Genomic DNA, 18,931 nt, shown 5'->3' on the forward strand with positions numbered 1-18,931 from the left:
CAAGCGGCTGTACGAATATAAAAAAACACTTATTATTTGAAAGGAAATCTTTTTGAAATAGATAAGCTAAAATAAATATAAGCGCCAAAATGAAGCTTGAAGCGAAATCGCTGTCATTACTGCTAAAATACCGTTAAATCTCACTTGTTTTTTAGCGTGTCAGAGCCGGCTCTGGTTAGAAAAATTTAGCATAAAATTCATATTATTTAAAAAAAAGTAGATATTATGCTAATCTTTTTATTGAGTAGTGCAAAAGTTGGGAGGAAAAAACGATGGAAGAACCTATTTTAGTCTTTAAAGATGTTAAAAAGGTTTACCGTGGCGGAAGTGTTGGTGTTGAGGGGGTCAATCTAACGATCAATAAAGGTGACTTCGTGTGTCTGATCGGAACTTCCGGTTCTGGGAAGACGACCACGATGCGCATGATCAACCGAATGCATGATGCGACCTCAGGTCAAATTTTGTTTAACGGTAAGGATATTAAAAATACTGATCCTGTTAGCTTGAGAAGACAGATCGGCTATGTGATCCAAAACATTGGCTTAATGCCGCACATGACGATTTACGATAACATTACGCTGGTCCCGCGTTTACTGAAATGGCCAGAAGAAAAGAAACGCCAAAAAGCAGAAGAATTATGTAAAGAAGTGGAACTGCCTGAGGAATTCTTAGACCGGTACCCTTCACAGCTTTCTGGCGGTCAGCAGCAGCGTGTCGGCGTGATCCGTGCTTTAGCTGCCGATCAAGATTTGATCTTGATGGATGAACCTTTTGGTGCCTTAGATCCAATTACACGTGAGTCTTTGCAAGATTTGGTCAGTGATTTGCAGAAACGGCTGAAGAAAACGATCGTCTTCGTGACCCATGATATCGATGAAGCGCTGCGCTTGGCAACGAAAGTCGTGATCATGGACGGCGGAAAGATCGTTCAAAATGCTTCACCAGAAGAGATCTTACAACATCCAGCCAACGATTTCGTTAAAAATCTGTTGGGTGAAGAACGCTTGAGCCAGGCGCGCGCAGACCTGTCGACTGTCGATCAGATCATGCTTAAAGATCCGGTCAAGGTCACCTTAGGCCGTTCGATCCCAGAATCGATCAGATTGATGCGTGAACGGCGGGTCGATACCCTCTTGGTGGTTGATGATGAAAATTACTTCAAGGGTTACGTTGATATTGATACAATTACCAGCCGCTACCGGCGGGCAACCAGTGTCTCAGATCTGTTGAGCACGGATATGCCGACGATCCAAAATGATACACTGGTCCGCCAGACTGTGCGCAAGATGTTGAACCGTGAGTTCAAATATCTGCCAGTTGTCGATCACGACAATAAACTGTTGGGGATCGTTAACCGGACGACGATGGTGGATGTTGTTTACGATACGATCTGGGGCAATTCGGATGATGATATTGCTGAAAAAGAGGAAGATCAAACTAAAGAGCAAGAAACTGCCACTGTCAAAGGAGAGTGATTATTATGATGACTTTTTTGAGTGCACATGGCAGTGAGTTAGTAACAAAAACCTGGGAACAGCTGTATATTTCCGCTGTGGCCTTAGGTTTAGGGGTCTTAGTTGCTGTCCCGATCGGGGTGGCTTTGACTAGATTCCCACGGGTGGCTAAAGTCGTTGTTGGGATCGCCAGCATGCTGCAGACCGTCCCTTCGTTAGCTTTGCTGGCCCTGATGATCCCGCTCTTTGGGATCGGAAAGGTTCCTGCGATCGTCGCGCTGTTTATCTATTCACTTCTGCCGATCCTGCGTAATACCTACATTGGCATGAATGATGTTGATTCAACGATCAAAGACAGTGCGCGCGGTATGGGAATGACGACGATGCAGTCGATTGTCCAGGTCGAATTGCCGATGGCGATGCAAGTTATCATGGCGGGGATCCGCTTGTCCGCGGTTTATGTGATCGCATGGGCAACCTTGGCTTCCTACATTGGTGCCGGCGGGTTAGGTGATTTTATTTTCAATGGTTTGAACTTATACCAGCCTGACTTGATCATTGGCGGGACGATCCCTGTCACGATCTTGGCGTTAGTTGTGGATTATCTCTTAGGCCGGTTGGAATATCACCTCACGCCGGTTTCACAGCGATAGGGGGTGAAAACATGTTAAAGAGCATTAATCGTTGGATCAAGAACCTCGTTTTACTCGGTGCATGTTTGTCCCTAGTTCTAATTAGCGGCTGTTCATTCCCCGGTTTAAGCGGCACGGGCAGTTCACAAAAGAATGTCCGGATAGCATCGGTTGTTTCGACTGAATCGCAGATCATCGCGAATATTATTTCAGAGCTGATCACACATGAAACAGATTACAGTACTTCGCTGGTCAATAACTTGGGCTCCAGTTCGGTATCACAAAAGGCTTTGCAAAGAAACGATGCCGATGTGATGGCAACCAGCTATACCGGAACAGACTTGACCGGGACTTTGCAGATGGATCCTGTTAAAGATCCTAAAAAAGCTACCAAAATTGTCGATCGTGAGTTGAAAAAACGTTATGACCAGGTACGTTACCCGTCGATGGGCTTTTCTGATACGTATGCCTTTATGGTGACACAAGAACTGGCTAAAAAGTACAACTTAAACACGATCAGCGATCTTAAAAGTCATGCTCCTTCGATGACAGCAGGAGTCGACAGTTCTTGGATGAACCGGAAAGGCGACGGCTACAAGGAATTTGCCCAGTTTTATGGGTTTGATTTCAAACGAGTTTTCCCAATGCAAATTGGGCTAGTGTATTCCGCCGTTGAATCTGGCAAGATGAACTCGGTCCTCGGCTATTCTACTGATGGCCGGATCAAGAGTTATAACTTGAAAGTCTTAAAAGATAACAAGCACTTCTTTCCACCGTATGACTCTTCTTTAGTCGCGAACGGCAAATTCTTAAGAGCTCATCCAGATCTGCGGAAACTTTTGCACCGTTTGGATGGAAAAATCGATCTCAAGCAAATGCAAGAATTGAACTACGAGGTAGATAATAACCTCAATGAGCCTTCTGTAGTCGCCAGAAAATTTCTAGAAAAACATAATTATTTCAGAGGAGCTGATCAATAATGAGTAACATGGGATTATGGCAGCAGTTCTGGTACTATATGTCTCACAACGGCTCATATGTGCTCGAACAATTTACCCGACACTTTTTAATTGCGATTTATGGCGTGTTGATCGCCGCAGTTGTTGGGATCCCTTTAGGGATTTTTATCTCGCGCCACCACAAGTTAAGTTCATTTACGATCGGGACCGCTAACGTGATCCAAACGGTTCCTTCGTTAGCGATGTTATCGATCCTGATGCTCGCGCTTGGTCTGGGTGTGAATACCGTGATCGTGACGGTCTTCTTGTATTCTTTACTTCCAATTGTGAAGAACACCTATACCGGTATGATCTCGGTTTCTAAGGACGTGATCGATACTGCGCAAGGCATGGGGATGACTAAGATGCAGCAGCTGTTTTTGGTCGAATTGCCGTTGGCGATCTCAGTCATCATGGCTGGTTTACGTAATGCCTTAGTTGTCGCGATCGGGAACGTTGCGATCGGAGCCTTTGTTGGTGCGGGCGGTCTCGGTGATATCATTATCCGGGGGACAAACGCTACCAACGGTGGGGCGATCATCTTAGCTGGGGCTTTGCCGACAGCTTTGATGGCGATCATTGCAGACCTGGTCTTAGGCTGGGTCGAAAGAAAATTACAACCGCAAGGCGCAGCTTAGACGATGTTAGATGTGTTATAATATTTTCAAAATCGCAGGTATTATCAACTGCTGGATCAGGTGAGGATTAAGAGCATGAACTTACTTTTTGCAATCAACGACAGTTTCGTCGATCAGATGCTGACGGTCGTTTACTCGATTTTGGAAAACTCCCAACCTGCACAGATCACAATGTATGTGATCCAGGACCAGGAGCTCGCACAGACTGAAAAGATCGCTGCTTTTTGTCGTTTTTATGACGTGGATTACCAGCCGGTCTTGGTTTCGGATGAAGAATTCGCGGACGCCAAGATCACGGACCGTTACCCGCATACAATTTATTATCGGTTATTGGCGCAAAAATATCTGCCCCAAGAGCTGGACAAAATCTTGTATTTAGATGCTGATTTATTGTGCATCAACGATATCACGCCGCTTTATTCGACGGATCTTGGCGACTACTTGTACGCGGCTTGCAGTCACAGTCGGCTGACTAATGTCACCGATGTCGTCAATAAGGTCAGATTGGGCAACGAAGACGCGGAAGCCTACTATAATTCCGGCGTCTTGTTGATGAACCTAAGTGCGATCCGCGCGCAAGTCGAGCCCCAAGATATTTTTGACTTTATTACAAAAAACAAATTTAATCTTTTACTGCCGGATCAAGATATTCTGAACGGTCTTTACGGACACCAGATCCTAGCGCTGCCGGATGAGTTATGGAATTTTGATGCCCGTAAAAATCGGACTTATGAAATGCTCAGCATGGGACAGTGGGATCTAAACTGGGTCATGGATCATACTGGAATCCTGCATTTTTGCGGGCGGGACAAGCCTTGGCGTTCGGGGTATTTTGGCCGGTATTCAGCTTTATATAAACACTATCAGCATAGGGCTTTGCGTAATTTGACCGAGCGAAACGTGCAGCCAGCTGCACAGCTTGATCCAACACCCGCAGTGGATCACGGGCAGAGCTGATGGCAGAGCAGATCAAACTGGAAGCAATGCTGTTGACACTAGAGCGGTACGCCCAGGAGTACCAAACTTTGCCTCAGGCTAAAGAGAAGATCCAGGCTGTGCAAGAAGTTTTACTTGCCTACCAGCAGCAGCAACTGCCGGTCCAGCCGTTGCCTGAGCTCGAGTTCTCAGAAGATTTTCTTTTTGAGCATTTGGATGCTTATCCAGATATCCTGGAGTTGGAAGGTACCTTGAATGATCTGCGGCAGTGCGTGATCGAAAGCTTCGGGATCTGGCATATTTTTTCCAGGGTCTGGGCGGCTGATCTGGCGGCTTACTTGAAGCAGCGGCCAACACTGCAGGTGATGGCGGGTAATGGTGTTTTAGCCAGCCAGCTGCTTAACGTTCTTGCAACCGATGATTTCAACTGGCATGGCCAGGATATCACCCGGCCAGCGCCTTGGACAAATGTAGTCAAAATTGATGCTTTAGCGGCAGTGCAGCAATATTACCGAGAGGTTGAAGTTCTTCTAATTGAGTGGGCTCCAGATTCGCATGAAGTCGACTATGAGATCTTGCGGTTCTTACGCTCAGTCAAGTGGGCAGGAGAGCTGATCGTGGTCGGCGAAAAGAGAGGGGCAACCAACTCTAAAAAGTTCTGGGAGCAGGCTAAGCTGGAAAAAATTGGCCAGCTTAACCTCCACCACCAGCCTTTTGACTTCATCCATGACCAAGTTTACCGGGTCAGATAAAAAGAAAATCTATAAATTAACAATCGTTCTCTGGGAAAATTTTACTCCCAGAGAACGATTTTTTGCTATTTAACTAAGGGATGCAAGTTAAAAATTAAAGAAACTTGGACAAATCGAAGATATTTCTAAATGATTTGAGGGCTGACTACAAGTCGACCGAAGTTTGAGACATTTGGCAGTAAGTTCGTCAGTCTTTGTTCCAAACGTTAATTGTTTGGCAGTAAGTTTGCCAGATTTTGTTCCAAACGCTAACTGTTTGGTGGTAAGTTCGCCAGACTTTGTTCCAAACGTCGACTGCTTGGCAGTAAGTTTGCCAGACTTTGTTCCAAACGTTAACTGTTTGGCAGTAAGTTCGTCAGACTTTGTTCCAAACGTTGACTGTTTGGCAGCTGATCATCAGATAAATATCTGGGAAGCGAATTAAACTTTTAGCGTTCTTGATTTAGATCAAAGTTCTTTCTATCGGCAATAAAAGGTTTAAATCTTCCCGCTTGACCTTCATTCTAGAGATATTTAAGCATATTCTTGCTTTTGTTTTGCTTGGTAAGCCAATTTCATTGAATTGGTCAACTCTAAGGCGAAATGACTGGTGTGACCGTCAGCAAATGCTTGCGGCGCTAGCCAGTTAATGTCTTGCACCCTTTTTTTCTGGTCCAGATGAGCAGCTCCAGCGAATTTACTTGACCAATATTTTGATCAGCAACTTGGAGTTTGTGTTGCAGGAACAGCGGATCCCTTCTCCCCAAGAAGTCATTGCCAGTCTAGATTCCATCAAATAAATCATTGCTGGAAAAACTGTGAAATAAAGAAGAGTTTGCTTTTACTCTAAGGGATCGTAAGGGCGAATTAATTGAATTTAAAGAATTCTTTAGGTACGATTAAGCTATAGTTTGGTACAATAATGTGTGAATAATAGCAAAAAAATCTGATTTCTAGAAAAAAATTACGAATGATCCCAATAGTGGTAAATCAAGCTGTTTGATTTGGAGTATAGGTCACATGACCGGTGAACTGCTGGAAGTAATCTGCTTTCTTAAATAGGCAGGGCATGGAGAAAAAAGCTATTATTTTATGGGGACAGCTCGGACTGTTGGGAGTCAGGCGAGGAGATTAAAACATGAAAATTTTAGTTGTTGACGATGATAAAGACATCGTAGAATTATTAAGTATTTATATTCAAAATGAAGGTTATGAAGTTGAAAAAGCTTATAACGGCAAGGAAGCTTTGACTAAGCTTAATACGAGCCCTGATATCGGTTTGATGATCTTGGACATCATGATGCCTCAAGTCGATGGCTTAGAAGTCGTTAAAGAGGTCAGACGTGACTCACAGATCCCGATCTTGATGTTGTCGGCTAAGACCGAAGATATTGATAAGATCCACGGGCTGATCCAGGGCGCAGATGACTATGTGACTAAGCCCTTTAATCCTTTAGAGATCATGGCGCGGGTCAAGTCCTTGCTGCGGCGGGCAGCGCATCAGGTTCAAAACGATGAGCCCGATCAATTGGAAGTTGGACCGCTGATCATTAAAAAGGATTCCCATGAGGTTTTGACTGTTGACGGTAAAAATGTCCAGTTGACGGCTTTAGAATTCGGGATCTTGTATTTGCTGTCCAGTCACCCCAACCGGGTTTTTTCAGCGGATGAAATTTTTGAACGGGTCTGGAAGCAAGAATCCGTGGTTTCTGCTAAAACGGTCATGGTCCACGTCAGCCATTTGCGCGATAAAATCGAAGAAGCAACGGGCGGTGAAAAGGTCGTGCAGACAGTTTGGGGTGTTGGTTATAAAGTGGAAACGCGTTAAACAGCATGGGGAGAGTGACTACTTGTGAAATTTCAGCTGACTGGCCGAGAGAAAAGTGAGCTCTTCGGTGAAGGAGTAGTTACCATCATTGTCTTGCTGTTGCTGAACATGTCAGTTTTTCTGATCTTAAACCAATTTATCAATACCAATCCAGGTATCGAAAATGGGATCTTCCAGATCAAAATGTCGCTGTCGTTTGGTCCGCAGCACCTGCAGCTCTGGAGCTGGGGCTGGGTCTTTACCTTGCTGATGCTGCTGGCTGATGCCTTTATTGTTTATTGGCGCTTGATCAGACGATATCGGCAAATGCAGCTGCGCCATGTGATCGTAGAATTGCACTACATTGCCTCGGGCCATTTCGATCACCGGATCCCGTTTACACTTTCCGGGCAGATGCAGCGAGTCGTTGAAAGTGTCAATGCTTTAGTTGACAGCACGATCCGTTCAATTGAAGAGGAGCGCGCGATCGAAAGGTCAAAGGATGAACTGATCACGAATGTCAGTCATGATATTCGCACACCCTTGACCTCGATCATTGGTTACTTGGGTTTGATCGAGGACAAACAATATCAAAGTGATGCTGATATCCTCAAATACACCCATACGGCTTTTTTGAAATCTAAGCAAATGAAGTCGCTGGTCGATGATCTTTTTGAATACACGAAAGTCCGCCAGGTGGGGGCCAAGTTGCAGACAGTGAAGCTAGACCTGCAAGCAATGTTAGAGCAGCTTGGCGCCAGCTTTGAGTTGGAAGCTGGCAAAAAGCAGATGAAGATCCATGTCGATGCAGGAAAAGAGCCCCTGCAGATCGAGGCGGACCCGGAAAAGTTGGCTCGTGTCTTTAACAACTTGGTGGCTAATGCTCTGAAGTACGGCGATGGCGGAAAGAATATTTATCTTTCTGCCCGTAAGATCTCTGAGCGCGAAGTGCAAGTCGTGGTCGCCAATGATGGTGAACCGATCCCGCAGTCTTCATTAAGCCAGATCTTTGAACGTTTTTACCGGGTAGAAGGATCACGCTCCAAGGAAACTGGCGGGACTGGCCTGGGTTTAGCGATTGCGCAGGGGATCGTGGAATTGCATCATGGCTACATTTATGCGCGTTCTGATGATCAGCTGACCAAGTTTATCATGCATTTTCCTGTCAAACATAGTGAAACCTTAAAAATGCCGGAAAAACTCCTCTCAAAAGCGGAGACTGCTCAACCTGAAAAAAAGTCCCTCACTGACTAGTCAGCTCTTCTTTGCCAGTGAGGATTTTTTTACGAATAAAATTTGAATTAAAACGCTGTCATTAGCTTTAGTTATTGCAAAAAACCAACGTTTATGGCATTGTTAATAGAGTGTGTACAGTTTGAAAAATAATCATATTTAGTAAGGGGAACCCTAGAAGATCATGAAAATTTTTAGTCATTTGAAAAAAACCGTGCTTGGCGTGGCAGCTGGTTTAACTGTCCTGACCAGCGGCGCAGCCTTTTTTGCTTTACATAATGGTAACGAAACAGTCCAGGCCGCAACGGTCTCGAACGTCAATAATTCTGAAGTGAGCTTGCAAGCAGCTTCCGCGATCGCGATCGATGCAACGACCGGCCAGGTCTTGTATGCCAAGAATGCTGATGCAGTTCGTCCAACTGCATCCATGAGCAAGTTGATGACGATCTACCTTGTTTTGGACGCAATTAAAGACAATAAGCTTAAGTGGGATCAAAAGATCACTCCTTCCGAAGGAGCGGTCAAAGTCAGTCAGAATACGAAATATTCTAATGTTCCATTAAAAGCCGACCACGAGTATACTGTTCGTTCTCTTTACCGGGCGATGGTCATTTATTCGGCTAATGGTGCAGCGATGGCATTAGGCGATCAGATCAGCGGAACACAGCAGAAATTTATCGACCTCATGCGCAGTGAGGCTAAGAAGATGGGACTTGCAACTGCCGAATTTTACACTTCCAACGGTTTGGATAACGGCGATGTCGGTTCAGATAAGTACCAAGGTGCTTCTGATTCCGCAATGAACAAGATGTCTGCTGCTGATGTGGCACTCTTGTCACAACGCTTGTTAAAAGACCATCCAGAGGTCCTGAAAACGACCAGTATTACGAAAGCTAAATTCGACAATGGCGACACACAGACCAACATGGAAAATTGGAATTGGATGTTAAAAGGCCTCTCTAAAGCCTATGCAGCTCTGCCAGTCGACGGCTTGAAGACAGGGACATCTGATGCAGCTGGAGCCAACTTTGCTGCTACCGTCAATAAGGATGGTCACCGTCTGATCACCGTAGTTATGGGTGCTCGGCATAATAATGATCAGGATACTGCCCGCTTTGAGCAGACCCAGAAATTAATGTCATATGCCTATAACAACTACACTTATACCAACATCAAGTCAGGGCAAAGCTTTAAAAAGGATTCACAGCTGCCGGTTTATCATGGTAAAGAGTTAAACGTTGCCACTAAAACTAAGGGTGGGACTCACATCTGGCTGCAAAAGGGTGTTGACGCCGCTTCTTTGTCGGGCAAGGTCCAAGGCAACAAAAAGCTTTATAAAAAGGGCGGTTTACAAGCTCCGCTGAAAAAGGGCCAAACAGTTGGAACATATCAGTTGACCCTGAAAGATCAGCCTTTAGTTTATGTGAACGGCGCTACTGGTTTTAAGACGCAAGCAGTGACGAAAGCTAATGTTAAAAAGGCAAATATCTTTGTGATCGCTTGGCGTGCTGTCAAAGGTTTGTTCTAAAATTTAAAAACTCAGACTCCCATAAAAAGGGCTGGTCTGAGTTTTTTGTTCTAAAAAAGTACTGATCTTTCTTTTGTCGGGTCTGATCCTTTGAAAAAATAACATAAATATTAATCGGACATATGTTATAATTTACTGTGAACCGTCATCTTTGGAATTTTTTTTGGAGGCATACTTGTGAAAAAATCCGCTACAAGTTTGAAGGAAGTTTTTCAGATCGCCATGCCGTTATGCTTGAGTTACGTGCCGATCGGCTTGGCATGCGGCATCTTACTCCACGCAGCCGGCTTTAACTTTCTGATGACAGCCCTAGTATCAATGCTTGTTTTTTCAGGTGGGGCGCAATTTATGATTGCTTCTATGCTGACGATCCAAGCACCGTTGCAGACCATCTTGTTGATGCTGCTGTTTCTAGAAATGAGATATGCGTTGCTCGGTTCGAGCTTGTCGCAATATGTCAGAGGAACTAGCAAAAAATTTCTCTTGATTTTTGCGGCCTCCCTGAACGATGAAAATTATGCTGTGAATTATCTGAAATTCGCAACTGATAAAACATGGACCCCTCAAAATGCACTATCAGTCGAGCACTTTTCACTGTTATTTTGGACCGTATCCAATCTGATCGGCAGTCTGGTCGGCAGTTTCATTACTATCAACCTGACGATCGTGGATTATGCCTTGACCGCACTCTTTATTTACATGATCGTCATGCAGATCAAGAATAACCTCACAATCTTGATCATTGTGATCTCAGGGGTCATCGCTGTGATCACAATGGTTTGGATGAAGAGCACGATGGGGTTAGTTGTGGCTACTTTACTCGCCTCACTGATTGGATTCGCGCTAGAGAAAATTTTAGTGAAAAAGGGCATGAAAAAGAGCTTCTTATTAAAGAAAATGAAGCCGAATGCTGGACGCAAGGAAATTAGTAAGTCAGGAGATTAGTTTTATGAGTGTGACTACTACTATGGATCATTTTATTTTGATCGTGCTATCGATGTGTGTAGCTTTTGTACCGCGTTACCTGCCGATGCGGATCTTTGCCAGCCGTAAGATCCCGGACTGGTTTAATGAATGGATGAAGTATGTGCCGGTTTCCTTGTTTACCGCGCTGGTCGTCAAGGATGTCTTTTTAAATACTGAAACATATACATTTGTCGGTTTTAGCAATATTGCGAAAATTTTAGCTTCATTGATCGTGATCGCGGTCTCCTATTTTTCACGGTCGATGGGCTTGGCGGTTGTCGTTGGTTTGATTGCAGTTGCTTTGCTGTCAGTCTTCGTGCCCGTTTAAACTTGATACTTACAGACTGTCCTCGAAGAGGTAGTCTATTTTTTTTGGTCTAAGACCGCTTTCAAATTAACAGCTAGATTGCTATACTGATACTAGTAACACAAGTTAGGCTGCCGAGCTGGCTGATTAAGATCAAGTTAGCCGCAGCCGCGGAAAGGCGGAATTTAAGTTGACAAAAATTATCTTAGACTGTGATCCAGGTCATGATGATGCTTTTGCGATCATGATGGCAGTGGCAGCACCGGAAATTGAAGTAGCAGCAGTGACAACTTCGGCGGGCAACCAAACGCCTGACAAGACGCTCAACAATGCTTTGCGGATGCTGACCTTATTAAGACAAACCAATATCCCGGTGGCTGGTGGAAATCAAAAACCGCTCTTGCAAGATTTAATGATCGCAGAGTCGGTTCACGGATCAACTGGTTTAGATGGTACTGAACTTCCTGAGCCGGGCTTTGCCCCCCAAAAGCAGACTGCAGTTGAGCTGATCGCCCAGACCTTGCGCGAATCTGAGGAGAAAGTGACGCTGGTCGTAACGGGACCAATGACGAATGCCGCCTTATTTCTCAGTGTTTACCCAGATCTAAAAGAAAAAATTGAGCAGATCGTTTTCATGGGCGGTGCCAAAGGCTTTGGCAACTGGTCGCCCGCTGCAGAATTCAATATTGCTGTCGATCCGGAAGCTGCTAAGATCGTCGTCGATTCTGGAATCCCGTTGGTCATGGCCGGCCTTAATGTCACACATCAAGCTCAGATCTTAAAAGAAGATATCGAAGCGATCCGTACGATCGGCAACCCAGTCGCTGTGGCAATGGCAGAACTCCTTGATTTCTATGGGCTGTATTATGGTCAGGAAAAATGGGGCTTTAAGGGCATTCCTGTTCATGATCCAGTGACGATCACCTGGCTGTTGCATCCGGAATATTTTACAACGCTCAAGAAAAACGTTGATATTGAATTGAACGGTAAACTTACTCGGGGAGAAACAGTCGTTGATCAGTGGAACCTGACTGATAAACCGGAAAACACCACGATTTTGATGGATATTGACCGGGAAAAATTTGTGGAAACAATCAAAACTAGTTTGCATGCCTTTGATTAAGGCGATGGCAGAACTAATGGGGGAATAGCAATGCAATATTTGACTGAAACACTTAAAACGCCGCTTTCTGAAACGGCACGCATGACTGGTTATATTTTAGATAACAGCAGTGAAGTAGACGAAAAGCGCGTTCGACCTGCTGTGATCATCTGCCCAGGCGGCGGGTACCGCTTTACTTCTGATCGGGAGGCTGAACCGATCGCGGTCAAAATGAGTTCCTTTGGGCTGCAGGCCTTTGTCGTGCGCTACTCTGTTGCTCCTGCTCGCTACCCGACAGCACTCTACGAATTAGCAGCTGCCGTTAAGTTAGTCCGCGAAAATGCGAGTCAATATCACGTGGATCCAAACAAGATCATTGTCCTTGGCTTTTCGGCTGGCGGTCATCTGGCTGCCAATCTAGCAACGGTCTGGAATCAGCCGATTTTGGAACAGGGCGGCTTCACTGCAGCGGATTGTCAACCCAATGCCCTGGTTCTCGGCTACCCGGTCATCACCTCCGGTACTTTTGCCCATGAAGATTCCTTCAGGGCTTTGTTGGGTGAAGATGCCACCGAGCAGCAATTAAGCGCTGTTTCTTTAGAAAAGCAGGTTTCGGAAAACACACCGCCGACATTTATTTGGACCGTGGCTGATGATGAAGTTGTGCCCGCTGAAAATAGTTTAATGTTTGCCCAGGCTTTGAAAAAAGCGGGCGTTAGTTGCGAATTGCACGTCTTTAGACACGGCTATCACGGCATGAGCCTAGGGACCAAGGAAACTACAAATCCAGCTGCTGGTGAAATGATCTCACCAACCGTTGCGATTTGGACAGAATTATTGGCCAATTGGGTGAACGAAGTATTTGAATAAGATAATACAAGATCCTTCGTCAAGTGAAACGAAGCGATAATAATATTTGAAGTTAGAACAAATTGATATAGCTTGATCTGGCTGCTTGTTCCTGAGTTGAACAGGCGGCTATTTTTGACTGATTGATCTCTCTGATAAAACTTTGAAGAAGTAACGACCGAGCTCGCTGTCTCGGACAAAACTTTGAAGAAGTAACGACCGAGCTCGCTGTCTCGGACAAAACTTTGGGAAAGTAACGACCGAGCTCGCTGTCTCGGACAAAATTTTGGGAAAGTAACGACCGAGCTCGCTGTCTCGGACAAAACTTTGAAGAAGTAACGACCGAGCTCGCTATCTCGGACACAACTTTGAAGAAACAACGACCGAGCTCGTTATCTCTGACATAACTTTGGTCAGTCCAGCAGAGGATATTAAAGCACCTAAAAAAGGACATTGAGCGGGGGCAAGCCGGTTCAATGCCTTTTTTTAGTGTATGCGATAGAAAGTTACTTCTGAGACTTAAAACAGCGGTGTACTCCTAACAGCAGCTGCCAGCCGGTACTGGCTAAAAAGAGGCTGCCCAGGGTGTCGCTCAAAAAATGCGCGTGTAAGTAAACTCTGCTGGCAGCAACCAATATGATCAGGCCCCAGCCCAAAATAGCCCAAATCAAGTAGGCTTTCTGTGAATAGCTAAAAATGCGCAGCAAAGCCAAGATGGAAAAAACCAGCAGTAATGCCGCAAAAGTGTGCCCACTGGGGTAGCTGAACCCGCCGACTTGTACCAGCCGCTCACTAGGACGGGGCCGGGCGAGCCAGTTTTTGAGGAGGTGATGGCAAAAAGAAGCGAGATTAAACAAAAGAAAGTAGCCCACACCTTGGAGCCAGTTTTTTTGCGTGCTGATCCAAAAAGCTATGAGCAGTGCCCAGATACTGGTCCAAGGCTGAGCAGCTAAGTTGGTGAAAGCAGTCACGATTCTAGTTGTTGCCGGGGTGGTTAGCGGCTGAAAAAAATTGCTGGCTGACTGATCGAGTGTGGTGATCAGCGGGTCATGACTAATAATCAGCCAAGTCCAGCCGCCAAAAACCAGCAGCCAACAACAGCCAAAAATGAGGTGGATCAAGCTGATATTCTTTTTTAACATATTGACCGCCTTTGGATGAATTTTGCATCTATCATAACAAATTTGGTCAGTGATGTGAAAACGGCCAGCAAAAAAATTGCTCAAACTAAGGCTGGTGCTTGTATCTTTTGACCTGTAAGCGTTATTCTTGAGTTATTAAGGTAATAGTTAAAGGGAAGTGATGAAATGGTTGCAGGTGATGACGGTTTAAGCCGGAGCGGTCACAGACATTATGCGACAGACAGGCGGTCTTCACGTAATGTTAGTCAGTTGTTGACCTTATTGCTGGTCGTGACCTTGCTTAGCACACTGTTTGGTCTTGGGGCGAAGCATTCATTTTTAGCACAAAGTTTTACGCAGCAGCAATTGGTAACGCAAAGAAATGTTTCTGAGATCCATGACGGCCTTCAAGCCACGATCAACTCTTTTATGTCGAGTTCGGATACTGGAGTCAGCTTAGAGGGGGATCTGCTGACAAAAAAACAGGTTCGCGGCGAATTAAAGACGGTGATCAGCAATATCTATCAAGGCAAAAGCCAACCGCTCGATCCGTCCCACATGATCGATCAGGTGATGGTCAACTTTATGGAGCTGGTCCAAGAAAAAAAGATCCCCACTAACAGCGAAGACTTTCTGAGTTATAAGAGTAATTTTGTGGCGGAGGTCGGAGCTGCCTTTCAAAACCAGTCACAAAACGATCTGCTCAGCAAGATCAGTACCGGGCTAAAGAACGCACGCAAAATTTTTCAAGGACTGCTGGTTGGCGGGATGGTCCTGAGTCTAGTTTTATTGATCAGCCTGACTTTTCAGACCAGGTCGTTGATTCGCTTACTGCATTATAGCGGCATCAGTTTTCTGGCTGCCGGGGTGATCTTATGGCTATTTTGTCAGTTTTTTAAGTTGAGCGGTCTTGCCAATAATCTGGCAGCCTCCATCGGAATGTACCAGAAAATGATCGTCGACTACAGCAATGAAATTTTGCAAGTTTTCGTTCATTTTGCCAGCTTGAGCGTTTATGCTGGTTTAGCTGTCTTATTGCTTTCTTTGTTAGCCGGTTTTGGAAAAAGGACACGCGGTTAATTTTGATGCCGAAAAATATTTTCAAATCTGCTATAATAAGTCAGTGTGCACCGCCGTTAAAATTAGCAGTAGAACTAGCAGTGCATGACACGGCAAATATTGCAATGAAAGGTCTTTCGCGATGAAATTTACGTGGCATAAAGATGATTCGACCAAGGAAACTGTTAAACATTTTCTCACACAGCAAGGAGTCAGTCATCGGATGCTCTCCACACTTAAGCACGGTCAAGGCCGGGTCTTAGTTGAAAAAAAGCGGGTCCAGTTGACGGAAACTATCCAAATGCCGACAGCGGTGACGTTGATCATGGAACCGGAAAAACCGGATCAAAATGTCCCCGAAAGCGATGGACCCTTGACGATCCTCTATGAGGACAGCAACTGGCTGGTCGTTGATAAACCTGCAGGGCTGACGAGTGTTCCCGGACCCAGCAATCGGACAGATACCTTGGTAAATCGGGTCAAAGGGCAGCTCAAAAGGCAGGGCTCAAAAGACTTGGTGCCCCATGTTTTGACGAGGCTTGATCGCTTTACCAGCGGCTTGGTTTTAGTGGGCAAACACCGTTTTGCCCAAGGTTTGCTGAATAAGCAGTTGGAGACCAAGCAAGTTCAAAAAACATATTTCGCACTCGTTGGCGGCAGCTTAGAAAAAGACCATGACTTGATCGACCAGCCTTTGCAAAGGGCGCAAGGCAGTTTTGCCCAGGAAGTCGCAGTGACTGGTAAGAAAGCAGTGACAGAGTACTGGGTCACTCGACGATTCGGACCTCAGGCCACCCTGACCAAAGTCAAGCTTCATACAGGGCGGACCCACCAGATCAGAGCCCACTTTGCCTATCTCGGGCATCCGCTTTTAGGTGATGAATTATATGGCGGTGCTCTCAATTACGGGATCAAGCGCCAGGCTTTACACGCGGCAAAACTCAGTTTCATTGATCCGTTTACTGGACAAAAACTAACTTTTACAAGCCCAATTCCGGCAGATCTGCAGGCTGTTTTGGCAGATTTTGAGCATTCTGCGAAAGATCAGCATTCGGCAAGCAAAAATTAATGCAAGAAGATAGCATGAGGTGAAAAAATTGACCCCTAAAAAAGAGGATTATTTAAAAATCATATTTGAATTAGGCGGCAAACAACGTAAAGTCAGCAACAAACAGATTGCTGAAGGGTTAAGTGTCGCGGCTGGTTCCGTCACGGAAATGGTGGCAAAGCTCGTCACAGAAGGGTTAGTTGAACACACGCCTTACGCAGGGATCTCGTTGACCGCTGCCGGGATCGAAATCGCGGAAAATCTGATCAGACGTCATCGCCTTTGGGAAACCTTCTTGGTCTCTAAACTTAACTACAAGTTACAGGACGTCCATGATGACGCTGAGGTCTTGGAGCACGCAACCAGCGAGAACCTTGTCATGCACCTTGATCAATTTCTAGAGCATCCGAAACGCTGCCCGCACGGAGGAATGATCCCGCGGGCTGACAGCCAGTACGTCGAAGAAAGTTATGATCTGTTAGTTGACGCTCAGGACGGGGAGACTAAAACTGTCGATAGATTCGTTGATAATCATGAATTGTTGACCTATCTCGATGAGATCGACCTGGATATTGATGATGAGCTAAAAATCAAGGAGCACGTTCCTTTTCAAGGACCTGTTAAAGTTGAATTGGTGCGGACTGGTGAAGAATTGAACATCAGTTATAACGCGGCTCACTACATTTTTGTTAAATAGTTTAAAATATCTGTATGAATTAGGGAAAACGTGTGCTATAATTATTTTTGTAGTTTGAATAGGTTTTTTTGGTAAGGATGTTTCACGATTTCCTCCATAAAGCGCCGATTAGAATTACAATCAATTTTAGATATGTGCCGAAAGGTGCAACAAGGAGGATCCATTATAATGGAACAAGGAACAGTAAAATGGTTTAACGCAGACAAAGGTTACGGCTTTATCACTCGTGAAGACGGCAGCGATGTATTCGTACATTTCTCAGCTATCCAAGGCGACGGCTTCAAGACTTTGGACGAAGGCCAACATGTATCTTTTGATGTTGAAGACAGCGATCGTGGCCCACAAGCAGCTAACGTTGTTAAAGACTAATTAAAAAACAAGCAAAACGGGTTCGCTTCGAACCCGTTTTTTTGTGCTTTTAAATTGGCTTTGAGAAACAAAAAACAGAAATGCCGGCGGATAAATTCCGTTTGCGCATTTCTGCTTTTTTAGTGTTCTAATTGATGCTGATCTGGTCACTGGAATTAAGGGTGCTGCCGGTCTGCGCGGGTGTCAACTCGAGCGCGCTGCGTAAAAGATCCGTGACCCGCTGTTTTTCATCTTCGGTTGGGACCTCAAAGGACTGGCCGTCAAGCATCTGGGATTGTCCTTGTAAATTAGTTGAATTCATATGGTGAGTTGCCTTGCGGTATTTAGCTGCTAAGAGCAAGATATTGTTGAAGGTCAAGTCCGAAGTGATCTGCTTGGAAAATGTCTGTAAAAATTGTTCATTGAGCAGATTTTTCGCGCTGACGGCTTTGAGTGCCGTAGCCATTAGGACTTGACGCTGTCTTTCCTGGCGGCCATAGTCACCGCGCGGATCAGTGTAACGCATGCGAACGTAAGCGAGTGCTTTTTTGCCGTTCATATGTACCTTTTGGCCTTTGGAAAATGAATAACCGCCATAGGAAAATGTCAATGAAGGTGTCACATCGACACCGCCGACACCGTTGATCAGATTTTCCAAGCCGCCCATATTGATCGTGGCATAGTAGTCGACTGGGACGTTGAGGTATTTCTGAACTGTCTTCATTGCAGAAGCGGAACCGTCATAGGCATAGGCCGCGTTCAGCTTAGAAGGATAATCACTTTCGTGACCGGAAACCGCGACTTTGGTATCCCGTGGCAGACTGACTAGGGTCATTGCTTTTTTGTTAGGATTAAGGACTACCAATACCAGGGTGTCCGTTCGTCCCTTATAACTGCGGCCTAAAGCGCCTGTGTCAGTTCCTAAGAGCAGGATCGAGACCGGCTTGCCGGATTTTAACACTTGGGAAGTGTCCCGTGCTTTTTTTATCCCAGTTTCCTTGTGAAACTGAGTCACCGCTGTGTGGGCTGCTTGGTATTTGTGGTAGACATAGCGGCCGCCAAATATACAAATGACCACTGTCACTAACAAGAACCAAAAAAAGCAGCCTTTCAAGCGATGGTGCGGGGGTTTATGTTTGACCCGACGGAAATCGGTCTCTTCTTGCTGCTCTTCGTCTTCAAAATACTCGTCTTGATAATACTGTGACCTTCTGTGTGCCATGTATCTGCCTCCTATAGTTACAAAGTGCAACCAATCTAGAACCTGGCTATTATAAAGTATAACAAGGATCGCATTTTTGTGGAAATACCAAGTGATCTAGTAAGTGGCCGTTTTTAGTTGGTCACTTTCCTTCTCCCGATTTTGGACGAATTCTGACTAAATGATTGTGAATTAAAAAATTTACTTCTAAACTTCTTGTTTGTATCCTTATCTAGGTAATTTAACTTGTTTTAGACTGTTTCTTTTCTTTGTTGG

Annotated in this window: 21 protein-coding genes; 18 read left to right on the top strand and 3 right to left on the bottom strand. The window is 45.1% G+C overall.

The window, feature by feature from the left end; genetic code table 11:
* The first annotated feature begins 272 nt into the window (after positions 1 to 272).
* The 7 genes from LFYK43_RS03355 (at position 273) to LFYK43_RS12485 (ending at position 5,834) form a co-directional block, all read left to right on the top strand.
* Positions 273 to 1,475 (top strand): betaine/proline/choline family ABC transporter ATP-binding protein, encoded by a 1,203-nt coding sequence (locus tag LFYK43_RS03355; RefSeq protein ID WP_124975426.1) that lies wholly within the window; start codon positions 273 to 275, stop codon positions 1,473 to 1,475.
* A 5-nt stretch (positions 1,476 to 1,480) separates the two neighbouring features.
* Entirely contained in the window at positions 1,481 to 2,107 is a 627-nt protein-coding gene (locus tag LFYK43_RS03360; protein WP_124975428.1) for an ABC transporter permease, read from the top strand.
* 11 nt (positions 2,108 to 2,118) lie between these two features.
* Positions 2,119 to 3,066: an osmoprotectant ABC transporter substrate-binding protein gene (locus LFYK43_RS03365; protein WP_124975430.1), complete on the top strand. Its 948-nt coding sequence runs from the start codon at positions 2,119 to 2,121 to the stop codon at positions 3,064 to 3,066.
* Positions 3,066 to 3,722, top strand: coding sequence for an ABC transporter permease (locus LFYK43_RS03370; protein ID WP_124975432.1), 657 nt, complete (start codon positions 3,066 to 3,068; stop codon positions 3,720 to 3,722). The genes LFYK43_RS03365 and LFYK43_RS03370 overlap by 1 nt, the downstream gene beginning before the upstream one ends.
* A 75-nt stretch (positions 3,723 to 3,797) precedes the next feature.
* Positions 3,798 to 4,679: a glycosyltransferase family 8 protein gene (locus LFYK43_RS03375; protein WP_124975434.1), complete on the top strand. Its 882-nt coding sequence runs from the start codon at positions 3,798 to 3,800 to the stop codon at positions 4,677 to 4,679.
* On the top strand, positions 4,679 to 5,410 hold the full coding sequence (locus LFYK43_RS03380) for an SAM-dependent methyltransferase (protein WP_229717922.1): 732 nt from the start codon (positions 4,679 to 4,681) through the stop codon (positions 5,408 to 5,410). Before LFYK43_RS03375 ends, LFYK43_RS03380 begins: the two co-directional genes overlap by 1 nt.
* Before the next feature lie 214 nt (positions 5,411 to 5,624).
* Positions 5,625 to 5,834, top strand: a complete 210-nt coding sequence (locus LFYK43_RS12485) for a hypothetical protein (RefSeq protein WP_158609178.1) — start codon at positions 5,625 to 5,627, stop codon at positions 5,832 to 5,834.
* Between the two features lie 89 nt (positions 5,835 to 5,923).
* Here the strand turns inward: LFYK43_RS12485 and LFYK43_RS12945 are convergent, their stop codons facing one another.
* Positions 5,924 to 6,049 (bottom strand): hypothetical protein, encoded by a 126-nt coding sequence (locus tag LFYK43_RS12945; protein WP_268226889.1) that lies wholly within the window; start codon positions 6,047 to 6,049, stop codon positions 5,924 to 5,926.
* A gap of 478 nt (positions 6,050 to 6,527) precedes the next feature.
* On the opposite strand from LFYK43_RS12945, the gene croR reads away from it, so the two are divergent.
* The 7 genes from croR (at position 6,528) to LFYK43_RS03415 (ending at position 13,202) form a co-directional block, all read left to right on the top strand.
* Positions 6,528 to 7,217 (top strand): response regulator transcription factor CroR, encoded by a 690-nt coding sequence (gene croR, locus LFYK43_RS03385; RefSeq protein ID WP_124975436.1) that lies wholly within the window; start codon positions 6,528 to 6,530, stop codon positions 7,215 to 7,217.
* A 24-nt stretch (positions 7,218 to 7,241) separates the two neighbouring features.
* On the top strand, positions 7,242 to 8,450 hold the full coding sequence (locus LFYK43_RS03390; protein ID WP_124975438.1) for a sensor histidine kinase: 1,209 nt from the start codon (positions 7,242 to 7,244) through the stop codon (positions 8,448 to 8,450).
* Between the two features lie 163 nt (positions 8,451 to 8,613).
* On the top strand, positions 8,614 to 9,957 hold the full coding sequence (locus tag LFYK43_RS03395; RefSeq protein ID WP_124975440.1) for a D-alanyl-D-alanine carboxypeptidase family protein: 1,344 nt from the start codon (positions 8,614 to 8,616) through the stop codon (positions 9,955 to 9,957).
* A 222-nt stretch (positions 9,958 to 10,179) separates the two neighbouring features.
* A complete protein-coding gene (locus tag LFYK43_RS03400; RefSeq protein WP_174713957.1) occupies positions 10,180 to 10,902 on the top strand; it encodes an AzlC family ABC transporter permease in 723 nt (240 codons plus the stop codon).
* A gap of 4 nt (positions 10,903 to 10,906) precedes the next feature.
* A complete protein-coding gene (locus LFYK43_RS03405) occupies positions 10,907 to 11,251 on the top strand; it encodes an AzlD domain-containing protein (RefSeq protein WP_124975444.1) in 345 nt (114 codons plus the stop codon).
* A 169-nt stretch (positions 11,252 to 11,420) separates the two neighbouring features.
* Positions 11,421 to 12,353: a pyrimidine-specific ribonucleoside hydrolase RihA gene (gene rihA / locus LFYK43_RS03410; protein WP_124975446.1), complete on the top strand. Its 933-nt coding sequence runs from the start codon at positions 11,421 to 11,423 to the stop codon at positions 12,351 to 12,353.
* A 30-nt stretch (positions 12,354 to 12,383) separates the two neighbouring features.
* Positions 12,384 to 13,202, top strand: a complete 819-nt coding sequence (locus LFYK43_RS03415; protein WP_124975448.1) for an alpha/beta hydrolase — start codon at positions 12,384 to 12,386, stop codon at positions 13,200 to 13,202.
* A gap of 485 nt (positions 13,203 to 13,687) precedes the next feature.
* On the opposite strand, the gene LFYK43_RS03420 is transcribed toward LFYK43_RS03415, so the two are convergent.
* Positions 13,688 to 14,323, bottom strand: coding sequence for a phosphatase PAP2 family protein (locus LFYK43_RS03420; RefSeq protein ID WP_124975450.1), 636 nt, complete (start codon positions 14,321 to 14,323; stop codon positions 13,688 to 13,690).
* Positions 14,324 to 14,488: 165 nt separating this feature from the next.
* On the opposite strand from LFYK43_RS03420, the gene LFYK43_RS03425 reads away from it, so the two are divergent.
* The 4 genes from LFYK43_RS03425 (at position 14,489) to LFYK43_RS03440 (ending at position 17,475) form a co-directional block, all read left to right on the top strand.
* The gene (locus LFYK43_RS03425; RefSeq protein ID WP_124975452.1) at positions 14,489 to 15,382 is read left to right on the top strand and encodes a hypothetical protein; all 894 of its coding nucleotides are present in this window, start codon (positions 14,489 to 14,491) and stop codon (positions 15,380 to 15,382) included.
* 121 nt (positions 15,383 to 15,503) lie between these two features.
* On the top strand, positions 15,504 to 16,430 hold the full coding sequence (locus tag LFYK43_RS03430; RefSeq protein WP_124975454.1) for an RluA family pseudouridine synthase: 927 nt from the start codon (positions 15,504 to 15,506) through the stop codon (positions 16,428 to 16,430).
* 28 nt (positions 16,431 to 16,458) lie between these two features.
* Entirely contained in the window at positions 16,459 to 17,106 is a 648-nt protein-coding gene (locus tag LFYK43_RS03435; protein ID WP_124975466.1) for a metal-dependent transcriptional regulator, read from the top strand.
* A gap of 168 nt (positions 17,107 to 17,274) precedes the next feature.
* Positions 17,275 to 17,475: a cold-shock protein gene (locus LFYK43_RS03440; RefSeq protein ID WP_124975456.1), complete on the top strand. Its 201-nt coding sequence runs from the start codon at positions 17,275 to 17,277 to the stop codon at positions 17,473 to 17,475.
* 127 nt (positions 17,476 to 17,602) lie between these two features.
* Here LFYK43_RS03440 and LFYK43_RS03445 read toward each other — a convergent pair whose 3' ends face one another.
* A complete protein-coding gene (locus LFYK43_RS03445; protein ID WP_124975458.1) occupies positions 17,603 to 18,676 on the bottom strand; it encodes an LCP family protein in 1,074 nt (357 codons plus the stop codon).
* Positions 18,677 to 18,931 lie beyond the last annotated feature (255 nt).

This window comes from Ligilactobacillus salitolerans (assembly GCF_003864415.1).
GTDB classification, from domain to species: Bacteria; Bacillota; Bacilli; order Lactobacillales; family Lactobacillaceae; genus Ligilactobacillus; species Ligilactobacillus salitolerans.